The 22,176-nt window shown below is 71.7% G+C and carries 14 protein-coding genes; 11 read left to right on the top strand and 3 right to left on the bottom strand.

Going from position 1 to position 22,176, the window contains the following annotated elements:
• Nucleotides 1-135 precede the first annotated feature (135 nt).
• Nucleotides 136-1,416 (top strand): ABC transporter substrate-binding protein, encoded by a 1,281-nt coding sequence (locus AA0Y20_RS05730; RefSeq protein WP_412937996.1) that lies wholly within the window; start codon nucleotides 136-138, stop codon nucleotides 1,414-1,416.
• A 139-nt stretch (nucleotides 1,417-1,555) separates the two neighbouring features.
• On the opposite strand, the gene AA0Y20_RS05725 is transcribed toward AA0Y20_RS05730, so the two are convergent.
• Entirely contained in the window at nucleotides 1,556-1,825 is a 270-nt protein-coding gene (locus AA0Y20_RS05725) for a hypothetical protein (RefSeq protein ID WP_412937994.1), read from the bottom strand.
• Between the two features lie 139 nt (nucleotides 1,826-1,964).
• On the opposite strand from AA0Y20_RS05725, the gene AA0Y20_RS05720 reads away from it, so the two are divergent.
• Nucleotides 1,965-3,401, top strand: a complete 1,437-nt coding sequence (locus AA0Y20_RS05720; protein ID WP_412937992.1) for a DUF222 domain-containing protein — start codon at nucleotides 1,965-1,967, stop codon at nucleotides 3,399-3,401.
• 181 nt (nucleotides 3,402-3,582) lie between these two features.
• Here AA0Y20_RS05720 and AA0Y20_RS05715 read toward each other — a convergent pair whose 3' ends face one another.
• Both AA0Y20_RS05715 and AA0Y20_RS05710 read right to left on the bottom strand, forming a co-directional pair.
• Entirely contained in the window at nucleotides 3,583-4,977 is a 1,395-nt protein-coding gene (locus AA0Y20_RS05715) for a glycoside hydrolase family 30 protein (protein ID WP_412937991.1), read from the bottom strand.
• A 119-nt stretch (nucleotides 4,978-5,096) separates the two neighbouring features.
• Nucleotides 5,097-6,194, bottom strand: coding sequence for a M24 family metallopeptidase (locus tag AA0Y20_RS05710; RefSeq protein WP_412937989.1), 1,098 nt, complete (start codon nucleotides 6,192-6,194; stop codon nucleotides 5,097-5,099).
• A gap of 65 nt (nucleotides 6,195-6,259) precedes the next feature.
• Here AA0Y20_RS05710 and AA0Y20_RS05705 point away from each other — a divergent pair, with 65 nt between their 5' ends.
• From AA0Y20_RS05705 to AA0Y20_RS05665, 9 genes are all read left to right on the top strand, one after another.
• Entirely contained in the window at nucleotides 6,260-7,252 is a 993-nt protein-coding gene (locus tag AA0Y20_RS05705) for a LacI family DNA-binding transcriptional regulator (RefSeq protein ID WP_412937986.1), read from the top strand.
• A gap of 107 nt (nucleotides 7,253-7,359) precedes the next feature.
• Nucleotides 7,360-8,694, top strand: a complete 1,335-nt coding sequence (locus tag AA0Y20_RS05700) for a Gfo/Idh/MocA family protein (protein WP_412937985.1) — start codon at nucleotides 7,360-7,362, stop codon at nucleotides 8,692-8,694.
• Nucleotides 8,691-9,626 (top strand): NAD-dependent epimerase/dehydratase family protein, encoded by a 936-nt coding sequence (locus tag AA0Y20_RS05695; RefSeq protein WP_412937983.1) that lies wholly within the window; start codon nucleotides 8,691-8,693, stop codon nucleotides 9,624-9,626. The genes AA0Y20_RS05700 and AA0Y20_RS05695 overlap by 4 nt, the downstream gene beginning before the upstream one ends.
• On the top strand, nucleotides 9,623-10,522 hold the full coding sequence (locus AA0Y20_RS05690) for a 5-dehydro-4-deoxyglucarate dehydratase (RefSeq protein ID WP_412937981.1): 900 nt from the start codon (nucleotides 9,623-9,625) through the stop codon (nucleotides 10,520-10,522). The genes AA0Y20_RS05695 and AA0Y20_RS05690 overlap by 4 nt, the downstream gene beginning before the upstream one ends.
• Nucleotides 10,519-11,604 carry a mandelate racemase/muconate lactonizing enzyme family protein gene (locus AA0Y20_RS05685; RefSeq protein ID WP_412937980.1) on the top strand — a complete coding sequence of 362 codons (1,086 nt, stop codon included), beginning with the start codon at nucleotides 10,519-10,521 and terminating at the stop codon, nucleotides 11,602-11,604. Before AA0Y20_RS05690 ends, AA0Y20_RS05685 begins: the two co-directional genes overlap by 4 nt.
• 77 nt (nucleotides 11,605-11,681) lie before the next feature.
• Complete coding sequence (locus AA0Y20_RS05680) at nucleotides 11,682-13,121, top strand: aldehyde dehydrogenase (NADP(+)) (protein WP_412937979.1); 1,440 nt, start codon at nucleotides 11,682-11,684, stop codon at nucleotides 13,119-13,121.
• Between the two features lie 48 nt (nucleotides 13,122-13,169).
• A complete protein-coding gene (locus AA0Y20_RS05675) occupies nucleotides 13,170-14,141 on the top strand; it encodes a serine hydrolase domain-containing protein (RefSeq protein WP_412937978.1) in 972 nt (323 codons plus the stop codon).
• Nucleotides 14,138-16,420, top strand: coding sequence for a beta-galactosidase (locus tag AA0Y20_RS05670; protein ID WP_412937977.1), 2,283 nt, complete (start codon nucleotides 14,138-14,140; stop codon nucleotides 16,418-16,420). The genes AA0Y20_RS05675 and AA0Y20_RS05670 overlap by 4 nt, the downstream gene beginning before the upstream one ends.
• A 442-nt stretch (nucleotides 16,421-16,862) precedes the next feature.
• Nucleotides 16,863-22,127, top strand: a complete 5,265-nt coding sequence (locus tag AA0Y20_RS05665; RefSeq protein ID WP_412937976.1) for a GDSL-type esterase/lipase family protein — start codon at nucleotides 16,863-16,865, stop codon at nucleotides 22,125-22,127.
• Nucleotides 22,128-22,176 lie beyond the last annotated feature (49 nt).

The following is a 22,176-nucleotide window of genomic DNA, read 5'->3' as shown; positions in this document are numbered from 1 at the left end:
GCGGTGGGCGAGCGTTAACGTCCGTCAGTAAGCGTTTTCTCACGGTCGAGTAACGCTATTGAGAAAACGCTTCCGCACTGGCCGACGTCGAAGCAGACGACGGCACCGCGACGCACCCGCCCGAGAGGACCTCCCATGAACAACCGACGACTCCTCGCCCTCGCCGCCGCCGGCGTCGCGATCGCCGTCTCGCTGTCCGGATGCGCCGCAGGCGCCGGCGGCGGCGACGACGAGAAGATCACCCTGCGCTTCGCCTGGTGGGGCAGCGACGAGCTCAACGCCATCAAGGACGAGCAGATCGCCCTCTTCGAGAAGGCCCACCCGAACATCACCGTCGCGGGCGAGCCCAGCGAGTACAACGGGTACTACGACAAGCTCGCCACGCAGGTCGCCGGCGGCGGTGCCCCGGACGCCCTGCAGATCACGTACGACGCCCTCCCCTTGTACGTGGCCAAGAACGCGATCGCCGACATCTCCAGCGACGTCGACCAGGACTCCTTCACGCCAGGCTCCCTCGATGCGGGCATCATCGAAGGCAAGCTCTACGCCCTGCCGACGGGTGTCGGCTCACGCGGCATCATCGTCAACCCCGCCGTGTTCGAGGCCGCAGGCGTGCCGCTGCCCGACGACACGACCTGGACCTGGGACGACTACATCGACATCGCCACCCAGATCTCCGAGAAGAGCGGCGATGGCGTGTACGGGTCGGCTCAGATCGCCAACGACCAGTCGCTCATGGCCTTCGCGCGCCAGAACGGCGAAGACCTCTACACCGCCGACGGCGAGTTCGGCGTGAGCGAGAAGACCGCGAACGAGTTCTTCACCTTCGCGAAGGAACTGCAGGCCAGCGGAGGATCGCCCGACGCCTCGACGGCGGCCGAGGACGCGTCGGCCTCCCTCGAGCAGAGCCTGATGGGGCAGGGGAAGATCGGCATGGCGTTCGCCCCGCTCAACTTCACGGGCATCTACGCCACGGCATCCGGTCAGGACCTCCAGATCCTCAATGTGCCCGGCGACAGCGCCGGCAAGGTCGGTCTCGTCATCCAGCCGACCGTGCAGTACGCCGTGTCGTCGAAGTCGAAGCACCCGCGCGAAGCCGCGATGCTCATCGACTTCCTCCTCAACAGCGACGAGGCCGGGCCCCTCAACAAGCTGACCCTCGGCATTCCCGCGGCGCCCGCGGTGCTCGAGGCGATCACGCCCGAGTTCACGGACTCTGAGAAGGCCCAGGTCGCCTTCATCGATCGGCTGTCCGCCGCGGGTGGGGCGCCCCAGAACCCGCTGGCGCTTCCCACGTCGCAGCTCGGACCGATCATCACCAAGCTGCTCGACGACGTCACGTTCGACAAGGCGACGCCGGCCGACGCCGCGTCCGAGCTCGTCTCGCAGGTGCAGACCGCGCTCGACGCGAGCTGACGAGCGACACTCCGGCAGGGCCGGATGCGGGAACCTCAGCCCCCGCATCCGGCCCTGTCTCGTGCGAGGCGCGACCCCGCCGGAGCGCGCAGCCTCGCGCACGTCAGGCTGCGTCGCTAGCGTCATCCGCGTCGTCGCGTCAGGATGCGTCGAGCCAGCGGCGCTCGAACTCTTCCGCGCTGATCGGCGTGACGGCATCGTCGTCGTCGAGTTCCCGGGTCGTGGACGGTTGGTCCGACAGCATCCCCTGATCGTCGACATCGACGGCGCCGAAGCCGTACTGCCGCGGGCCCGCCGGTCGATCATCGATCTGCCGCACGACCCGCCAGAGGCCATCCGGTCCGGCCTCGAGCTGTTGATACTGCGCGAAACCAGCGAGGTCGGCATCGACGACGAGATAGCGGGCCATACCTCCATCATCGCCGGAGGCGACGGGGGTGCGGGGGTCGGCGGGGCGGGGTGCGCGCGTCTCGGTCCGGAGTCCGCGGAGCCAAGCAGGCTGTGGACAGTCGCGGCGCAATGTCGGAGGCCAGTGACAATGTTAGAACATGCATTCGAATGACGGGTTCCGCGGCGCGATAGATGCCGGGATGGGCAGCGACGGTGACGTCGACGCCCTGGCGGCGCTCGTCGCGGATGCCGAGGGTGTTTCGGATGCCGCGCGAGCGGTGCAGATCCGTGAGGTTCGAGTGCTCGCCGCGGCCGGGGTGCTCGCGGAGAAGCAGGCTGCGGGGGCGTCGGAACGCGTGAAGGCGCGGGAGATGGCGTTGCGCGGGATCGCGGCGGAGCTGGCCGGGGTGTTCGTGGCGACCGACCGGACGTTGCAGCGGCGGATCGACGAAGCACGCGACCTCGTGGACAACTTCCCGTTGACGATGGCGGCGTGGGAGGACGGGCGCATCGTCCGCGGACACGTGCGGGTGATCCAAGAGGTGGGGTGCATCGTGCCCGCGGACGACCGCGAGGACTTCGAGCGGGCCGCGATCGAGCGATGCGAGGGCGAGACGCCCAACCGGGTGCGCGGGAGTTTGCAGATGCTCGCGGAGCGGATGCACCCGCGGACGTTCACCGAACGGCACGAGGAGGCCGCTGCGGGGCGGTGCGTGCAGGTGCGGACCGGGGCCGACGGCATGTCGGATCTCATCGCGACACTGCCCACCGTGATCACCGACGGCATCGTGGATCGACTGACCCGCCAGGCACGGGAGATCATCAACGCACGGGCGAAAGCCGACGCCGCGGCCGCCGCCGCCGCCGACGCGACCGGCGCCGACGGCCTGGTCGACCCCGCAGGCGCCGATGGGTCGTCGTTCGTCGGTGACACGCGCACGATCGATCAAGTTCGCGCCGACGTCTTCAGTGACCTCCTTCTCGCCGGAACACCCGCGCTCGACCCCACCGCAATCGGCGACGGGGACGGGACGCTCGGCGCAATCCGCGCACACGTGCAGGTCGCCGTGTCGGCATTGACACTGATCGGTCAGGACGAGGGGCCAGCAGACCTCGCGGGGCGCTCCCCCATCGACGCCACCACCGCACGCCAGCTCGCCGGTGACGCAACCTCCTGGGACCGACTGCTCACCCATCCCGTCACCGGAACCGTGCTCGAATGCGACACGTACCGGCCGACCGCAGCGATGATCCGGCTGCTACGGGCGAGGGACCGGCACTGCAGGTTCCCCGGATGCCGACAACCCGCCATCCGTTGTGAACTCGACCACACCATCGCAGCCTCCGACGGCGGGGCAACGCACGTCTGCAACCTCGCGAACCTCTGCAAACGACACCACGACGTCAAACACCACACGAGATGGCGAGTCCGACAACTCTCCGGCGGGCGCCTGATCTGGACATCACCGACCGGACGGATCTACCGCGAAGACGCAGCACCACCCCTCGTCGCTTTCACCACCGCCGAGCCGCCCGGCAGCCCAGCCCCATCGGCGGCGCCGCGAGGGCGCCGGGACGGATCGCCGCCATTCTGACGCGCCATCGTCACGCACCACTCTCATGTGCGGCCCCATCGCGTCGCGCATGCGGCCCCATCGCGTCGCACATGCAGCCCCGGTGCGCCGACCCCGCACGCCAGGGCCGCCAGCGCGTGCGCGGCGCGATCCCGCCCGGACCCTGGCCGTGCCGGGCTTCGACAGCGAGCGCGGGCGCGCGTCAGGCAGCGGCGATGTGGATCGTGCTGAACGAGTCCGCGGGCAGAACGACGTCGAACGCCGCGCCGTCGAGGGCGATGGTCACCGGCATCTCGTCCGCGAGGTCGTTCTGCATGACGATCACGATCGAGCCGTCGGGGTTCTCGAAAGCGAGCTGGTTCTCGTGACCCGTCCAGCTGAACGCGTCGATCCGGGTCGCGCCCGCCTGCACATGGTGTGCGAGATGCTTCATGACGAAGAACTCGTGGGTGTAGCGGTATCCATTGGTCTCGGGGTCGACGACGACGAGAGAGTTCTGCGCCCAGCCCCACCGGCTGACGCCACCCTCGTCGAGAGCGAGGTTCCAATAGGTGTACGCGTTGGCGCCGGCCTCGAAGAAGCGCCTCATGAGAGACCAGGTGTACCGCGCGAACCGCCAGTCGTTCCGGCCATCACCGCACTCCTGCTCGGTCTGGTACAGCGACAGGTGCGGTGCGATCCGGTGCGCATCGGCGATCGCCCCCTTGCCCGCCCACTGGAATCCCGCGCCCGAGATGAACGGGCCGGCATCCGGATCGGCGAGCACGGTGGCGAGATGCTCCGGCGCCGGACGCTCCTGCGTGCCGAAGAACACGTCGACGCCCAGCTCTCGCATCCGCGGCCCGAGGACGGCGATGAACCGGGCCAGCCCTTCGGGCGTCCACGTGCAGCTCGGGAACACCTGCGGCGAGTTGAACTCGTTCTGCGGCATGACCATCGAGATGTCGATGCCCTCCGCGCGGTACGCCTCGACGAACCGCGCGAAGTACTCGGCGTAAGCGGCGAGGTACCGCGGCTCCTGGATCATCATGTCCGTGCCCTCGGCACCGACCTGATCGGGCCGGAGCCCGTTGTCGATGTCGTTCCCGCGCCACGGCAGGGCGGCAGCGTAATGACCGTTCGTCTTCATCCACGACGGCGGGCTCCACGGCGATGCCCACAGCTTCAGGTCCGGGCGCCGACGCAGGGCCTCGTGGATGTACGGGATGAGCGACGCGCGGTCGTGCTCGATCGAGAAGCGCTCGAGGTCGAGATCACCGTCGACCTCGTCGTACGAGTACCAGTCGGTCGAGAAGTCGTTCGCGCCCACCGGCATCCGGCACACGGAGAAGCCCGTACCGCGCCCCGGCGCGAACAGCTCGTCGAAGATCTCGGCCCGGTCGGCGTCGTCCAGCCGGGACAGCGCGCGCCAGCCGAGCTCGTTGAAGCAGACACCGAACCCCTCGACGGTCTGGTGCCTGCGGTCCGTGCGCAGCAGCACGTTGGGCATCCCCGCCAACGGTGCGAACTTCGGCGCGGGCATCTCGACCCACGCCCGCTCGCGATCGGTGCTCACCCAGCTGATACGGCGATTCGGGACGACATCGGTGTCGGACATGCGGGCCTTTCGGATGTGCGGCGAACGGACCGCATCACGACGACGCGACGCTGCGTTCTCCCGTCATCATCGCAGAGCCGAACGCCGGGCCGAACCACCGGCCGCCTCCGCGCGACACGTCACGAGAACGGTCGCGCGACAGGCCGGGCGAGGCCGGCCACGGTGACGAAAGGCCAACGCGGATCGACCGTCAGCACCTCGACACCGGCATCGGTGACGACCACGGTGTCCTCGACCTTCGCGCCGGGCGCGCTCGGATTCCAGGCGAACGCGTGCGGCGATCGTACGAGGTCGCGCGTCTCGGAGGTCGCCCGCGGATCGCGCCCCGCATAGCCGGTCGGTCCGCCCTGATGGTGACGCTCCCACTCGTCCGGCGCGAAGCCGGCGTCGGCGTAGCCGCGACATCCCGCTGCGAAGACGTCGTCGAGGCGCGCACCCGGCCGGGTCGCCGCGAAGAACGCCACCTCGACCGCCAGGATGCGGTCGTCGTCGACCCCGGCTGCCCCGACCCAACGAGTCGCATTGGCGATGAGCCCGTGCCTCCGACCGCACACGACGAGCATCGCGCGTGCACCGAGCGGAGACTCCGTGGGCAGCGGATGCCGGTGACCCAGCCGCCCCTCCCCCGCCACCAGCACCACGAGCGGATCGATCCCGCGCGCGACGAGACCCGCCACGAGGGCGGAGGCGGCAGTACGCTCCGACGTCGCCTCGCCGAGCCCCGCGGCGACATCCGTCATCACCTCGGCCACCGCACGGCCGAGGCCCCGATATCGATCGACTTCCTCCGGCACCAGCGCGGCGCGCACCGCCCGCAGCTGCGGACCGAGCTCGGACTCCGCCACCACGCGCCCGTTCCCGGCAGCGGCGCGCGCCGCGACCGACTCGTACCAGGGCACCCGGACGACCCGTGCAGCATCGGCCGCGTCGAGCTCCTCTGCGATCAGCCGGTCGGCCTCGTTCGCCGAGACGAAGAGCGTGTCGCCGCCCTCAGCGACGCGGACGGCCAAGACGGGCGGACCCGCGAGCGAGACGTGCGTGCGAACGCCGCCCAGGTACCACGAGAGCGCCTCGTGAGACGTGAGCACGAGTGCCGCCGCGCCGGCATCCTCTCGGACGGATGCGAGGCGGCGGCGCTTGACGTCGCGCTCCGTCGGCGGCATCGCGGCGTTCGCCGACGCGGTGTCCGCGGCTCCCGCGGTCGTGATCGCAGACATCGTCGTCTCCTGTCATAAAACGTTTCCTCGCATAGTATGGCCGGACCGGAGAGGGCGGGGGCACGATGGCCGGAGCGAAACAGACCACGATCACCGACGTCGCCGCGCACGCCGGCGTCTCACTCGCCACCGTCTCGCGTGTCATGAACGGCAACGCCACCGTCGATCCGGCTCTCGCCGAACGCGTGCGCGCTTCGGCCGCCCAGCTCGGCTACTCGGCCAACCCGCTCGCTCGAAGCCTCGTGCTCGGACGCACCCAGACCATCTCGGTCGTCGTCCCCGACCTCGCGAACCCCACGTTCCAGGGGATGCTGCGCGGACTCAGCCGGGCAGCGGTCGCCGACGGCTATCACGTGCTCATCGCCGATTCCGACGAACACGTCGACGAGGAGCGCCTGCTCGCACTCGAGTCGCGGCGACGCTCGGACGGGCTGATCCTGTGCGCGCCCCGCATGAGCGACGAGCAGCTCGCCGAGGTCGTCGCCGATGTCGCGCCCGTCGTCCTGGTCAACCGCACCGGCGACGCCCCGAGCGTCGCCGCGGACTACCGCACGCCACTGCGGGCCATCATCGACCACCTCTACGCGCAGGGCCACCGCCGCTTCGCGTATCTCGCCGGCGCGGCACGCAGCGCCTCGAGCGGGCAGCGGCTCTCCGCGCTCGACGACGCGCGGCGCGAACTGCCGGACTGCTCGATCGCCGAGATCCCCGCCGGAGTCGATTTCGCCAGCGGCGCCGGAGCTCTCGACGACGTCCTGACATCCGGCGCGACGGCAACGCTGGCCTTCAACGACCTTTCGGCGATGGGCCTGCTGAGCGCGGCGACCGAGCGCGGCATCCCGGTGCCCGGCCGGCTCTCGATCGCGGGCTTCGACGACATCCCCTTCGCCCGCTACACCTCCCCCGCGCTCACGACCGCCGCCGTGCCGATGGGCGAGCTCGGTGCGCGAGCGTGGTCGGCGCTGCACGATCTGCTGGAGGGTCGCACACCCGAGCCCGCCGTGACGGTGTCACCCGAGGTCATCGTGCGAGGCAGCACCGGGGCACCCGCGGCCTGAGAATCGCCCCCTCGCGCCCGCGCCGCGGCTCGTGCTACGCTCAGAAAACGTTTACTGAGAGCGCTTTCCCATCGGAAGCCCCTCAGCTCTTGGCACGAAGGAGAGCCATGACCCGCACGCGCTACGCCCTGGTCGGCGCGGGACACCGCGCCCAGATGTACGTCGACGCCATCACCGGGACGCACGCCGATCGGGCGGAGCTCGTCGCGATCTGCGAGCCCAACCCGGTACGGGCCGAGCACTACCGCGATCAGCTGGTCGAGCGCGGCCTGCCCGCCCCGACCCTGTGGGCACCGGACGAGCTCGAACGGATGATCCGCGAGTCCGAGGCCGAGCGTGTCATCATCACGGCCCGCGACGACCTGCACGCGTCGCTCATCGTGCGCTCGCTCGATGCCGGTGCCGACGTGGTCGTCGAGAAGCCCCTGACGATCGATGCGCCGAGCGCCGCCGCGATCGAGGATGCCGTCGAACGCACGGGCCGCTCTGTCGTGCTGACGTTCAACTACCGCTACTCACCCCGCAACAGCGCACTCCGCCAGGTGATCCAGGACGGCCGGATCGGTCGGGTCACGTCGATCGACTTCTCGTGGATGCTCGACACGAAGCACGGCGCCGACTACTTCCGCCGCTGGCACCGCGAGAAGGCGCACTCGGGCGGTCTGCTCGTGCACAAGGCGAGTCACCACTTCGACCTCGTCAACTGGTGGATCCGCGACGAGCCCCGCCGCGTCTTCGCCTCCGGCGGCCTGCGCTTCTACGGGGCTGAGAACGCACGGACCCGCGAGCTCGGCGAGCGCCCCCTCCGCGGCACGCACGACGGCAGTCACGACCCGTTCGAGCTCGACCTGCGCGACGACGATCGCCTGCGCGCGCTGTATCTCGAGGCCGAGAGCCACGACGGCTACCTGCGCGATCGCGACGTCTTCGGCGAGGGCATCACGATCGAGGACAACCTCGCCCTCGTCGTCGACTACGCCGGCGGCGCGACGATGTCGTACTCGCTCAACGCCCACGCCCCGTGGGAGGGATACCGCGTCGCCGTGAACGGCACCGAGGGTCGCGCCGAGCTCGAGGTCGTCGAGCGCGGCGCCGTCCTCGAAGACGAAGGACTGCACCCCGTGCTCGATCCCTCGGCCGTCGAGGCGGGCGGGCCGGTCTCGCTGCGCCCGCAGGGCGAACGTCTGATCGTCCAGCGCCACTGGGAGGACGCCGTCGAGATCCCGATCGAGTCGGGCGAGGGCGGCCACGGCGGCGGCGACGAGCTGCTGCTCGCCGATGTCTTCGTCGGGCCCGGCGACGACCCGCTGGCTCGACCCGCCGGCTGGGCGGACGGCGTGCAGTCGATCGCCGTGGGCATCGCGGGCAACCTGTCGCTGGCGTCGGGGCTTCCCGTGCGCACGTCCGAGCTCGGCATCCGACTGCTCGACGGCCGGCGATGAGCCGGGTCGTCGTCACCGGAGGCGCGGGCCGCCTCGGCCGCAGCCTCGTCGGCGGGCTCGTCGCGGCGGGCCACCGCGTCGTATCCTTCGACCGCGCGGTGTCGGACGCCCCCGAGCTGCAGGGGGCCGATCAGCTCGCGATCGACCTGCTCGACGCCGAGGCGACCGTCACCGCGCTCCGCGCACAGCGGGCGACCGCGGTCATCCACCTCGCCGCGATCGCGGTCCCCTTCAGCGCCCCCGAAGACGTCATCATGCGCACGAATGCCGCGTTGGCCGTCTCGGTGCTGGGCGGGGCGGTCGCCGCCGGGGTATCCCGGGTCGTGGCCGCGTCCAGCCCCACCGTGCTGGGCTACGGAGCGCCCCGCGGCTGGGTGCCCGACCGGTTCCCGCTCGACGAGGACACTCCGCCACGACCGTGGAACAGTTACGCCCTCTCGAAACTCGTCATCGAGCAGACGGTGCGGATGCTGCATCGGCAGACCGGCGACGCCGTGCGCTTCGCCGCGTTCCGCCCCTGCTACGTCATCGCCCCCGAGGAATGGCGCGGGGCGCCGACGCAGCAGGGCCACACCGTCCGCGAACGACTCGACGACCCCGGCCTCGCCGCGCCTGCGCTGTTCAACTACGTCGACGCGCGTGACGTCGCCTCGTTCGCCGATGCGCTCCTGGCCGCCCTGCCGACGATCCCGAACGCCGAGACGTTCTTCGTCGGGGCGGACGACGCCCTCGCACGCCGCCCGCTCGCCGAGCTCATCCCCCGCTTCCACCCCGGCACGGAGGAGGTCGCCGCCGTCCTCACCGGCACGACCCCCGCCTTCTCCAACGAGAAGGCGCGACGCCTGCTCGATTGGGCGCCGCGTCATTCCTGGCGCGACGCCCTGACCGAAGAACACTCCCTCTCCGACACTCGAAAGGACGTGCCGGCATGAACTTCGACGGCATCCTCTTCTTCCCCGTCACCCCGTTCGACTCCTCCGGCTCGGTCGACCACGAACTGCTCGCATCGCACGTCGGCCGAGGCGTCGAACAGGGCGCCGGCGGCGTCTTCCCGGCCTGCGGGACGGGCGAGTTCCACGCGCTCTCGACCGCCGAGGCGGCTGCCGTCGTCCGGACCGCGGTCGCGAGCGTCGCGGGAGCCGTCCCTGTCGTCGCCGGCACCGGCGGCCCGCTCGGGCACGCCCTCGAGACCGCCCGCGCTGCCGCGGATGCCGGGGCCGACGCCCTGCTCGCCCTGCCGCCGTACCTCGTCGGCGGACCGCAGGCGGGACTCGTGGCATACGTCGAGGCGATCGCCGCGGCATCCGACCTGCCGGTGATCGTCTACCACCGCGCCAACGCGCAATTCACTCCCGAGTCGATGCGCCGCCTCGCCGACAACCCGCGGATCGTGGGGTTCAAGGACGGCACCGGCGACATCGGCACGACGCAGCTCATCGTCCGCACGATCGCCGACGCGGGCCGCGACGACTTCGCGTTCTTCAACGGTCTCCTCACCGCCGAGCTCACCCAGGCCGCGTACCGCGGCATCGGCGTGCCGCTGTACTCGTCCGCCGCCTTCGCGATGATCCCCGAGGTCGCGAACGCCTACTACCGGGCCTACGTCGAGCACGACGAGGAGCGCCGCCTGGCACTGCTCGACGCGTTCTACACCCCGCTGGTCGCCCTCCGCGACGAGACACCCGGGTTCGGCGTCTCGCTCATCAAGGCGGGCCTGCGCCTGAGCGGGCAGGCCGTCGGCCGCGTGCGTGCCCCGCTCGTCGACCCCACCGCCGATCAGGAACGCCGCCTCGCGGCGATCCTCGACGCCGGGCGCGCTCTGCTGTGACGACGATCGCCGCGCTCGACGCGCGCCTGATCCGGGTCCCGCTCACCCGCCCGTGGGCCGCCGACGTCACCTCGGTCGGCGTCATCGCGACGCACCTGCGCCGCCATGACGGTGCCGAAGGCTGGGGCTTCGCCTGGACTCCTCAGATCGGAGCCGAGGCGGTGCTCGCCCTCCTGCGCCACGACATCGCGCCCGCCGCGGTGGGGCGTTCCGCCGCCCCGGGCGACGCCTGGCAGGGCCTGTGGGAGCACGTGCACGAGGCGGGCGGCGGCGGTGTCACGACGATCGCGCTCGCGGGCCTCGACCTGGCGCTGTGGGATGCCGCGGCGCGCGCCGCGGGTTCATCGGCCTCGACCCTGATCGGACGACGGCGCGAGAGCGTCCGCGTGTACGGCAGCGGCGTGAACCTCCACTACTCGATCGACGAGCTCGTCGCCCAGGTCGAGCGATGGGTCGATCGCGGGTTCGGCGCGGTGAAGGTCAAGGTCGGCAAGGCGGACGTCGCCGAGGACCTCGACCGGCTGCGCGCCGTGCGCGCGGTCCTGGGGCCCGACCGCGGCCTGATGATCGACGCCAATCAGCGCTGGGACCTCGACCGCGCCACGCGGTCGCTCGACGTCCTCGCCGAGGTCCGACCCGGCTGGATCGAGGAGCCCCTGCGCGCCGACGACATCGACGGACACGCCGAGCTCGCGCGGCGCCTCGGCGGCGGGCCGCGCATTCCTATCGCCGTGGGCGAGAACCTGCACACCGCGTACCGCTTCGCCGAGATGCTGCGCCGCGGTGCCGCGCAGATCGTGCAGCCCAACATCGTCCGCGTCGGCGGGATCACGCCGCTGCAGCGCATCGCCACCGTGGCCGAGGACGCCGGGGCCGAGCTGCATCCGCACCTGCTGCCGGAGCTGTCGGGCCAGATCGCGCTGACCCTGCCCGGCGGCGCCGCCGAGCCCTGGGTCGAAGACGTCGAGGATGCCGGCTTCGCCGAGCTCGGCGCCCTCCGCGATCCGTCTCCCGTCGTGATCCGCGACGGACGGCTGCGCGAGACCGACCACGTCGGCCTGGGCCTGCGCTTCACCGGCTGACACGTCAGCACCGGCCGACTCCTCCCCACTCACCGTCACCACCGACGCTCGATCACCGACCACCGCGAGGACCAGCGATGACCACCACCCCCGATCGCATCGACGAACTGGCCGCCGCGGCAGCCGCAGCCGACCCCATCTGGCGCGACGCGGATGCGGCGACCCGCGCCGGCTGGCTGCGTGCCCTCGCCGACGCCCTCGACGCCGCCGCGGACGAGCTCGTCGAGATCGCCGACCGCGAGACGCGGCTCGGCACGACGCGCCTGCGCGGCGAGGTCGGGCGCACGACGGGACAGCTGCGGCTGTTCGCCGACGTCGTGACCGAGGGCTCGTTCCGCGAGATCACGATCGACGACGCCGACCCGGCCGCGGCGCCGCCGCGCCCCGAGCTGCGCCGTCTGCTCGTCGGGCTCGGGCCGGTCGCGGTGTTCTCGGCGTCCAACTTCCCCTTCGCGTTCTCGGTCTGCGGCGGCGACACCGCGTCGGCCCTCGCTGCCGGCAACCCGGTGATCGTCAAGGCGCACTCCGGGCACCCGGAGCTCTCGCGCCGCACGGCCGAGATCGCGGTCGAGGCCCTCCGCGGCGCCGGAGCGCCGGAGGGGTCGTTCGCGCTCGTCGAGGGGCGCGAGGCCGGCAACGCGCTCGTGCAGCACCCCCTCGTCCGCGCGGCAGGGTTCACCGGCTCGGTGTCGGGCGGGCGCGCCCTGTTCGACCTCGCGTCGGGGCGGCCCGATCCGATCCCGTTCTACGGCGAGCTGGGCAGCGTGAACCCCGTGGTCGTCACACCCGCCGCGGCCGCGGCCCGGGGCGATGAGCTCGCCCGCGGGCTCGTGGCCTCGTTCACGCTCGGCGCCGGCCAGTTCTGCACGAAGCCCGGCGTCGTGTTCGTTCCCGGCGGCAGCGGATTCGTCGACGCCGTCGCCGCTGCCGCCGTCGACGCGACCGGCGGCCCGCTGCTGACCGATCGCATCACCGACGCCTTCCCGGCCGGGATCTCGGCACTCGAGGCCGACGCATCCGTACGGGTGGCGGCGGAGGGCGTCGCGGGCGACGGCGCACGCCCCGTCGTCCTCGTGTCCGATGCGGCGGCGGTCGCGGCTCGCCCGGAGGTCCTGCTGGAGGAGTGCTTCGGTCCCGTCACCCTGCTCGTCGAGTACGCCGGCGAGGCAGACCTGCTGGCAGCCCTCGCCGCCGTGCCGGGGAGCCTCACCGCCACCTTGCACTCCGAGCCGGGCGACGACGTCGCCGCAACCCTCGCGCTGCTGCAGGAGCGGGCCGGTCGTGTGCTGTTCGCCGGCTGGCCGACCGGCGTCGCGGTGACCTGGTCGCAGCACCACGGCGGCCCGTGGCCCGCGACCACCTCGCTGCACACCTCCGTCGGGGCGACCGCCATCCGCCGCTTCCTGCGCCCGCTCGTCTTCCAGGATGCGCCGCCCGCCCTGTTGCCGCGCGAGCTGCGCGACGCGGCGCTGAGCAGCATCCCGCACCGGCGCAACGGCGTGCTCGTGCTGCCGTAGCCGAGCGGGCCGCTCGCAGACGGAAAACGCTTCCCGTAGGCTGGCGCGATGACCTCGAGCTTCACCGCCGCGTTCGACTGGGCCCGCCGGCACGTGGGAGACGGCCGTCTGCCGTCCGCCGTCGTCGGCATCGCGGACGCACGCGGCATCCTCGCCCTCGACGCCGTCGCCGCCGATGTCGACGATCGGTACGCGCTCTTCTCGATCACGAAGCCACTGCTGGGCATCTCCGCCGCGCGCGCGATCGAGCGCGGCGAGCTCACCTTGCAGACACCGCTGACGCGGGCGCTGCCGGAGTTCGGCCGCGACCGGGACGACATAGTCCGGCTCTCGCACCTCGTGAGCCACACGAGCGGCATCAGTGAACCACCGCTCGACACCCGGGTGCCGCTGCGCACCGAGCTCCTCACGCGCGGCCGCGACTTCGCCGCCGGAACCGTCTCGCGATACTCCACGCTCGCGTTCGAGGGCGTCGCGGCGCTCGTCGAGAGCGCGAGCGGCCGCACGTGGCACGACGACGTCGCCGGCTGGGCGTCGAGCATCGGCGCCGACGGCCTGTCGGTCGACCTCGACGGCACGGCGCCGATCGCGGATGCCGCCGCCGCGGGCGCCGATATGGCGGCCTTCGCCGCGCAGCGCAATCCCGGCGCGGGCCTCGCCGGGCGGGCGCGCGACCTGCTCGCCCTCGGCACCGAGCTGCTGCGGATCCACGGCGGCGCCCGCGACGGCATCCTCGCGCCCGCGACGCTCGCGATGATGCTGCGGCCCCTGACCGGCGACATCCCGCGGCTGGAGCCCTATCCTGCCGAGCGCGGCCAGGACTGGGGTCTCGCCTGGAACCTGCGCACCCGGGCCCCCGGGCTGATCGACCGCGACACGTACGGCCACGGCGGCTGGGCGGGGACGGAGTTCTGGGTCCACCCGGGCGCCGGCATCGCATGGGTGCTGCTGACCAACCGCGCCCTGCGTCCGGGCGTCGACATCGACGAGCTCGACAACGCGATCGTCGGGGCGCGGTGAGCGAGCCCGTGACCGAGCCGCTGACCGTCCATCACGTCGCCTGGCCCCACCCCGAGCGGCCCGCGCCGCTGCCCGCTCCCCACGAGCGCGCCCGTGGCATCTCGGTCACCGATCGCGCCCTGTACCGTCACGGCGAGGGCTGGGTGCCGGTGTCGGGCGAAGTGCACTACAGCAGGCTGCCGCGGCACCGCTGGCCCGAGCGGATGCGACAGCTGCGCGCCGCCGGCGTCTCGGTCGCCTCGACCTACGCCTTCTGGAACCACCACGTCTCCGAGCGCGGGCGCCCCCGCTTCGACGGGCACCTCGATCTCGGCGCCTTCGTCGACGACGCCGCCGCGGCCGGACTCGACGTCATGCTCCGGATCGGCCCCTGGGCGCACGGCGAGTCGCGCAACGGCGGCTTCCCGGACTGGGTGCAGGAGCTGCCGGTCGCCCACCGGAGCGACGACCCCGCCTATCTCGAACTCGTGCGCGAGTGGTTCGGTCAGCTCGCGACTGCCCTCGACGGCCGCGCACGGCCGGGCGGACCGGTCATCGGCATCCAGCTCGAGAACGAGCTCTACGACCGCCCCGAGCATCTCGTCACGCTCAAACGCCTCGCCCGCGAGGCGGGCATGTCGGCGCCCCTGTGGACCGCGACGGCATGGGGCGGGGCGATGCTCCCCGACGGAGACGTCCTGCCGGTCTTCGGCGGGTACGCCGACGGGTTCTGGGTCGACCCCGGCGCGCCCTGGGACCCGACGTTCCGCGCGCACTACTTCCCGTCGCACGACTGGGACGACCCGGGCGTGGGCGCTGACGTTCGCGCCAGCCAGGGCTTCGCCGCGGCGAGCGCGACGGCCGATCTGCACGGCTTCCCGCCGGCCACATGCGAGCTCGGCGGGGGCATGGCCACGGCGTACCACCGGCGTCCGGTCCTGGCCGGGCGCGACGTCGCCGCTCTCGCCCACGTGAAGATCGGCAACGGCTCCGCGTGGCAGGGGTACTACATGTTCGTGGGCGGCCGTAACCCCGGCCCCGACCTGCAGGAGACGATCGACACCGGATATCCGAACGACATGCCCGAGTTCGGATACGACTTCCACGCTCCCATCGGACAGTCGGGCGACCTGGCCGATTCTGCGCCGCTGCTGCGCGCGCAGCACGCCTTCCTCTCCGCGTTCGGCGCCCGCCTGTCGGCCATGTCTTCGTCCCTCCCCGATGTCAGCGCCACGTCGCTCGACGATCGCACCACCCTTCGATGGGCCCTCCGCTCGACGGCCGACGAGGGCATCGTCGTGATCTCGCATCACCAGCCGTTCGAGCAGGTCGCGGATGTGGCCGACGTGCAGCTGCGCGTGGTCCGGGGCGAGACCGAGACGGTCTTCCCCTCCCGGCCGATCACGGTGCCCGCCGGGACGCTCGCTCGATGGCCCGTCGGGCTCGTCGTCGGGCGGACGCGCGTCGCCTGGGCGACGGCATCCCTCCTCACGGTCGTCGCCGGCACGCCGCGTCCGACCCTCGTGCTCGTCGAGGATCGCGGCATCCCCGTCGAGATCGCGGTCGGCGACGCGGCGCCGCGGGCCGTCACGCCGGGCTTGCACCCCCTCGGATTCGATGACCTCGACGTCGTGGTGCTGCCCGCCGTCGATGCCGACCGCGTCTGGGTGCGGCCGGGCCCCCGCCCCGAGCTGTGGCTGACCGACGGCGAACTGACGTGGGACGTCGACGGCGCCCTCGTGCGCGGCGTCGGAGAGGCTCACCGTTACGACCCGGATACGGGCGGATGGCGGGCCGCGGCAGTCGTGACGGACGGGTCGGACCCCGCCCGCGCAGCCGCGCCCGCGCCCGCGCCCGACGGCGAACGCGTGTCGGTCGAACAGGAGCGCGCGCCGCACGCTGCGGCTGCGGACTACGGCTTCGGCGGCCCGCGCCACCGCGCGCCGTCGGAGAAGACCTTCAGCGAACGCGCCTCCCGATACCGCCTGCGCCTGCCCGTAACGTCGTTCGACCCCGAGGCCGACGCCGTGCTCGACCTCGACTGGGCGGGCGACGTCGGACGCGTCGTCGTCGACGGCCGCGTCGTCGACGATCGCTTCTGGGACGGCACGCGCTGGTCGCTCTCGCTGCGGGATGCCGGCGCGACACCGACGAGCGAGATCACCGTCGAGGTGCTGGCGTTGTCCCCGGCCTCGACGATCGCCCTCCCCCTGGGCGCGGAGTCACGGCGAGCCGACGCTGCGGCTCCGAGCCTCCGCGCCGCGGTGCGCCGTCGCGGCCCCTGGCAGCGCCTCGTGTGACGCGCGCCGCGCCGGTAGCGAAACTCGGAGAATGACGCGGAAACCGGATGCCGCGCGGGCTGAAGCTCCGAAAAGCGTGAGATTCTCCGAAAGTCGCGACGACCGAATCGGGCCCGTCGCCGCCACGGTCCGTAATCGCGACGACGACGGGGAAAGCCCGTCGAAACGGAATGCGCTTTCCGCGTCACCGTAGCGCCGATGTCGCGCGCCTCACAACCCTCGTCGGCCAGGCTGGGCACCTGGGCCGCAGCTGACCGTTGCGTCTTGATGACCGCCGTGTTTAAATCGTTTCACGTAAGGCGGAATGCGCTTTCCAACGACGGAAGCGCGCTCCTCTCGCGCCGTGGTCGAGTCCGTACGCCCCCGGATGCCGTTCATCCTCCCGCTCCGGCGGAGAGGCTGCGCGGCGTGCCCTTCTCGCCGATGCTGTCCAGGAGGAACCGTGGCTCCGAGCCGTCCCCCCGTCCCCGTCCACCACCGACCGGTCCGCGCCGGCGCCGCGGTCTCCGCCGCCGCCCTCGTGGTCACTCTCCTCGGCGCGGCACCCGCCGTCGCCGACGACACCGCCCTCCGCCCCCTCGATCCCGGCGAGAGCGTCACGTTCGACTTCGGCCCGGGAGCCATCGCGCCGGGTGCCATCGGAGTGACCGCCGAGACCGCCTTCGACACGGCCGCGGGTTACGGCTTCTCGACGACTCCCACCGCCGACCCGGCGAACGTCGATCGCGGCGGCGACGACCCGCTGCGCTCCGACTTCGTCGCCGCTCACGGCGGCACGTTCGAGATCGAACTCGGCGCCGGCGACTATTCGGTCGCCCTCGTCGCGGGTGACACCGCCGCCGCGACCGACATCTCGCTGACCGTCGAGGGCATCGTGAAGGTGCAGCCTACGGCGAAGCCGGCCGGCGAGTACCTGGAGATGTCGTTCCCGATCGCCCTCGTCGACGGCAGGCTCACCGTGCAGGTCGGCGGCACCGCGGCATCCCTCGCGGGTCTCACCGTCACCCGGCTGGCGGAACGTCCCGCCGGCGCGATCCCGACGACCTACCTGACCGGCGACTCGACGGTGCAGACCTACGACGCCACCGCCTACGCGCCGCAGGCCGGGTGGGGTCAGATGCTCGACCGTTTCCTCGCCGACGACGTCGCCGTGACCAACCGCGCCATCGGCGGACGCTCGTCGAAGAACTTCATCACGCAGGGGCGTCTCGACGAGGTCCTCCTCGGCATCCGTCCGGGCGACTACCTGTTCGTGCAGTTCGGCCACAACGACGCGACGCAGGGCGTCGACGACCGCTACGCGTCGCCCGCCGACTACAAGGAGTACCTCCGCGTCTACGTCGAGGGGGCGCGCCAGCGCGGAGCGACTCCGGTTCTCGTGACGCCGGTCTCACGCCGCGACTTCGACCCCGCGACGGGGCTGTTCCGCGTGAGCTTCCCCGCGTACGTCGAGAAGATGATCGAGCTGGCCGACGAGGAGGATGTCGCTCTGATCGACCTGTCGGCGTCGAGCCGGGCCTACCTCGATCAGATCGGACCGGATGCCGCGAAGGCGGTGTTCCTGCACGTCGACCCGGGTGTCTTCCCCAACCGCCCCGCGGGCACCGTCGACGACACCCACTTCCAGGAGTACGGCGCCATCCAGATGGCTCGTCTCGTCGCCCAGGGCATCGCGGCGCTCGACGACCCGCTCGCCGCGAAGGTCGTCGACGTCGAGCAGCCCGGTGAGCTACCCGCCGCCCCGCAGAACCTCGTCGCGGGCGGCATCAGCAACGCCGGGGCCACGCTGCGCTGGGATGCCGTGCAGACCGCCGACATCTACAAGGTGTTCCGCCAGCGAGCCGGTGACCCCGCCGACACCTGGACGCTCGTCGGGACCGTCACGCAGCCGACCACCATCGTCCAGGGCCTCGAGGAGGGCGCGACGTTCCGCTACCGCGTCGTGGCCGTCAACGGACGCGGCGAGTCCGAGCCGTCGGCATCCGTGGAGTTCACGACCAAGCAGGCGCAGTACCGCTTCGACTTCCAGCTGCCCGGCAACCCGCTCGCCGCGGGGTTCACCGAGGTCACCCCGGCGATGGGCTACACCGCCGAGCGCGGCTACGGCTTCACCAACGTCCTGCCGGCCAACGCCGGTCGCGACCGCGGCGCGGCCGACGGCGCCGACGACCTCTCGCGCGATTTCGTGCTGCCGGGCGACAGCTCGACCTTCGCCCTCGACGTGCCGAACGGCACCTATTCGGTCAAGACCTACTCCGGCGACTGGATCGGCTCGTCTCGGACGAGCTTCCGGGTCGAGGGTAAGGACGCCGGATCGGGAAACGCGGGACGCGCGTCGGTCGCGGCGGTCCTGCGCGGCCCCTTCCTGGTCACCGACGGACAGCTGAGCATCGAGGCCTACGGCGCGGCCGCCGGCACCCGGCTGAACGGACTGGAGATCACGCCGATCCTGCTCGGCCCCGTGGGCTTGCGCGTGACGGGAGTCGATGCCGATCCCGCGGCCCCGCGGATCGACCTCGCGTGGGATGCCGAGCCCGGAATGCGCTGGAACATCTACCGCGCCTCCGAGTTCGAGGGCGCGCCGGTGCTCGTCGGCACGGCGGATGAGCCGAGCTACACCGACCGCACCGCCCGCCTGGGTCTCGACTACAGCTACCACGTGACCGCCGTCGACCAGACGGGTCTCGAGTCGGTGCCCTCCGCCACGGTCGGCACGAGCCTCGTCGATCCCGAGGCGGCACCGCCGTCGGCACCGACCGCGCTCACCGCCGAGCGCGTCGACAAACGCGAGATCGAGCTGTCGTGGTCGGCACCGGATGGTGCCGTCTCGGCGCTCGTGTTCCGGTCGCAGACCGCCGGCGAGCGGGGCGACCTCGTGGGCATCGTCGACGTCTCGCGGTTCGTCGACACCGACGTGCTGACGACCGTGCCCTACTTCTACACCGTGGTGGGCCTCGGCGCGGGCGGTCCGGGTGCCGCGTCCGAACAGCTCGAGACGCCCGCCCCGACCGTGCTGCAGCGTCAGGCCGAGTACCTCGGCCGCGGCGTCGCAGCTGTCGCGACCGACGACGGGGTGCTCGTGTCGTGGCGGCTGCTCGGCACCGATCCGGCGGACGCCGCGTTCCACGTGTACCGAGACGGCGAGCGCATCACCGACGACCCGATCACCGCGACGACGAACCTCGTCGACACGACCGGCTCGACGGGATCGACCTACTTCGTCACGAGACTGAGCGCCGACGGAGCGACCGAGACCACAGAATCGGAGCCGGTCTCCGTGCAGACCGCGGCGTACCGGTCGGTCCCCCTGCAACGTCCTGCCGACGCCTACACCCGCGACGGCCAGCCCTACTCCTACTCGGCGAACGACACGACCGTCGGCGACGTGGACGGCGACGGCGAGTACGAGCTCATCGTCAAGTGGTACCCCTCGAACGCGAAGGACAACTCGCAGTCGGGCTATACCGGAAACGTCTACGTCGACGCCTACCGGATGAACGGGGAGCGCCTGTGGCGCATCGACCTCGGCGTGAACATCCGAGCCGGCGCGCACTACACCGACCTCATGGTGTACGACTTCGACGGCGACGGGCGGGCGGAGCTCATCACCCGTACCGCCGACGGCACGATCGACGGAGCCGGAACCCCCATCGGCACCGCCGGGGCCGATCATCGCAACAGCTCGGGCTACGTGCTGCAGGGCCCCGAGTTCCTGACCGTCTTCGACGGATTCACGGGCGCCGCCGTCGACACGATCGACTACGTGCCGCAGCGCGGCGACGTCGGATCGTGGGGCGACACCTACGGCAACCGGGTCGACCGGTTCCTCGCGTCGGTCGCCTACCTCGACGGCGAGCGACCGAGCGCGATCTTCAGCCGCGGGTACTACACCCGCGCGGTGATCGGAGCGTTCGACTTCGACGGCGAGCACCTGACGACGCGCTGGGTGCTCGACTCGAACGACAAGGGCTCGGAGTCGATCTACGGCCAGGGCTACCACTCGATGTCCGTCGCCGACGTCGACGGCGACAGCAAGGACGAGATCGTCTTCGGGTCGGCCACGATCGACGACGACGGCGCCGTGCTCTACTCCACGGGGCTCGGACACGGCGACGCGCTGCACGTCTCGGATCTCGACCCCTTCCGGCCGGGACTCGAGGTGTTCGCCGCGCACGAGAACATGGCCGCGTCGGGCAACCGCGGTGCGACCTTCCGCGATGCCCGCACCGGCGAGATCCTGTGGGACATCCCCGCGACCGTCGACACCGGCCGCGCGGCATCCGGCGACATCGATCCGCGGCATCCGGGGGCGGAGAGCTGGGCCGTGGGCGGCGACGCGGCCTGGAACTCGCGTACGGGCCACCTCATGACGGCGGCCGGCGAGCGCATCGGCGAGACGATCCCCGCGGCGAACTTCCTCGCCTGGTTCGACGGCGACCCGCTGCGAGAGATCGTCGACCACACGTGGGACGCCGCGACATCGCAGGGCACCCCCACGGTGTCGAAGTGGGACTTCGAGAACGAGACCGAGAATGTCATCCTCAGCGACACCGGCGCCCGGTCGAACAACGGCACGAAGGGCACGCCGAACCTGCAGGCCGATCTGTTCGGCGACTGGCGCGAAGAGATCGTCTGGCGCTCGGCCGACTCGTCGGAGCTGCGCATCTACTCGACCACGGACGAGACCGAGCTGCGCATCCCGACCCTCATGCACGACATGCAGTACCGGGTCGCCGTGGCCTGGCAGAACACCGGGTACAACCAGCCGCCGCACCCGAGCTTCTTCATCGGCGACGGGATGGCTCCCGCGCCGATGCCCTCGATCGCGGTGACCGGCGACCCCTCGGGGGCGACGGACGAGACGGCTCCGGTCATCTCGGGGCTGCCCGAGGACGGGGCGCTGCTGCCCGACACCGGCGAGCTGCAGCTGACGGTCACAGCCGACGACCCGGAGAGCGGTGTCCGCACCCTCGATGTCGCGCTCGACGGCACGCCGGTCGCCCCCGACGCCGCGATACCGCTCGCGGGGATGTCGGGCGAACGCGTCCTCACGGTGCGCGCGGTCAACCACGACGGTCTCGTGGCGACCGCCGAGGTGCGGCTCGTCGTGTTCAGCGACGACGGCGCCTCGGCGCCGCCCGCCCGAGCATCGCTTCACACCGACAGCGGCTGGAGAGACGGCCGGCACGACGGATCGTTCACCGTGACGATGAACCTGTGGTGGGGAACGAACGGCGGCGCGTACCGCCTCTACGAGAACGGCGAGCTCATCGCCACGCGCCTGCTCGCCCCGAACACGCCCATGGCGCAGGTCGCGTCGGTCGCGGTGGCGGGCCGGTCGAACGGCACATACGTCTACACCGGAGAGCTGGTCAACGCGGCCGGCGTCACGGCCACGACGCAGACGACCGTCGTGGTGACGGATGCCGCGCCGGCTCGTCCCGTCGTCTCGCACGACAACGGCGACGGCGACGGCGCGTTCACCCTGACCACGAACCTGTGGTGGGGCACGAACGGGTCGGAGTACACGCTGTTCGAGAACGGCGTGGAGATCGACCGGCAGCAGCTCACGGTCGCCTCCCCCGCAGCGCAGCGCGCCGTGACGTCGGTCGCCGGTCGCAGCCCCGGCACCTACGAGTACGTCGCCGAGTTCGCCAACGACGCCGGGGCCACCCGCTCCGCGCCGATCACCGTCGTCGTGCGCTAACCGCCGTCCGAGACAGCACGAAGGCCGTGCCGATCGTTTCATCGATCGG

The organism is Microbacterium pratiae (assembly GCF_047302165.1).
GTDB lineage: Bacteria > Actinomycetota > Actinomycetes > Actinomycetales > Microbacteriaceae > Microbacterium.
This window is presented reverse-complemented; position numbering and strand designations above follow the sequence as displayed.

Bases quoted from the DNA above. Each gene is read 5' to 3' on its own strand.
- AA0Y20_RS05730 (WP_412937996.1), top strand. From the start codon at position 136: ATGAACAACCGACGACTCCTCGCCCTCGCCGCCGCCGGCGTCGCGATC.
- AA0Y20_RS05725 (WP_412937994.1), bottom strand. From the start codon at position 1,825: ATGGCCCGCTATCTCGTCGTCGATGCCGACCTCGCTGGTTTCGCGCAG.
- AA0Y20_RS05720 (WP_412937992.1), top strand. From the start codon at position 1,965: ATGCATTCGAATGACGGGTTCCGCGGCGCGATAGATGCCGGGATGGGC.
- AA0Y20_RS05715 (WP_412937991.1), bottom strand. From the start codon at position 4,977: ATGTCCGACACCGATGTCGTCCCGAATCGCCGTATCAGCTGGGTGAGC.
- AA0Y20_RS05710 (WP_412937989.1), bottom strand. From the start codon at position 6,194: ATGTCTGCGATCACGACCGCGGGAGCCGCGGACACCGCGTCGGCGAAC.
- AA0Y20_RS05705 (WP_412937986.1), top strand. From the start codon at position 6,260: ATGGCCGGAGCGAAACAGACCACGATCACCGACGTCGCCGCGCACGCC.
- AA0Y20_RS05700 (WP_412937985.1), top strand. From the start codon at position 7,360: ATGACCCGCACGCGCTACGCCCTGGTCGGCGCGGGACACCGCGCCCAG.
- AA0Y20_RS05695 (WP_412937983.1), top strand. From the start codon at position 8,691: ATGAGCCGGGTCGTCGTCACCGGAGGCGCGGGCCGCCTCGGCCGCAGC.
- AA0Y20_RS05690 (WP_412937981.1), top strand. From the start codon at position 9,623: ATGAACTTCGACGGCATCCTCTTCTTCCCCGTCACCCCGTTCGACTCC.
- AA0Y20_RS05680 (WP_412937979.1), top strand. From the start codon at position 11,682: ATGACCACCACCCCCGATCGCATCGACGAACTGGCCGCCGCGGCAGCC.
- AA0Y20_RS05675 (WP_412937978.1), top strand. From the start codon at position 13,170: ATGACCTCGAGCTTCACCGCCGCGTTCGACTGGGCCCGCCGGCACGTG.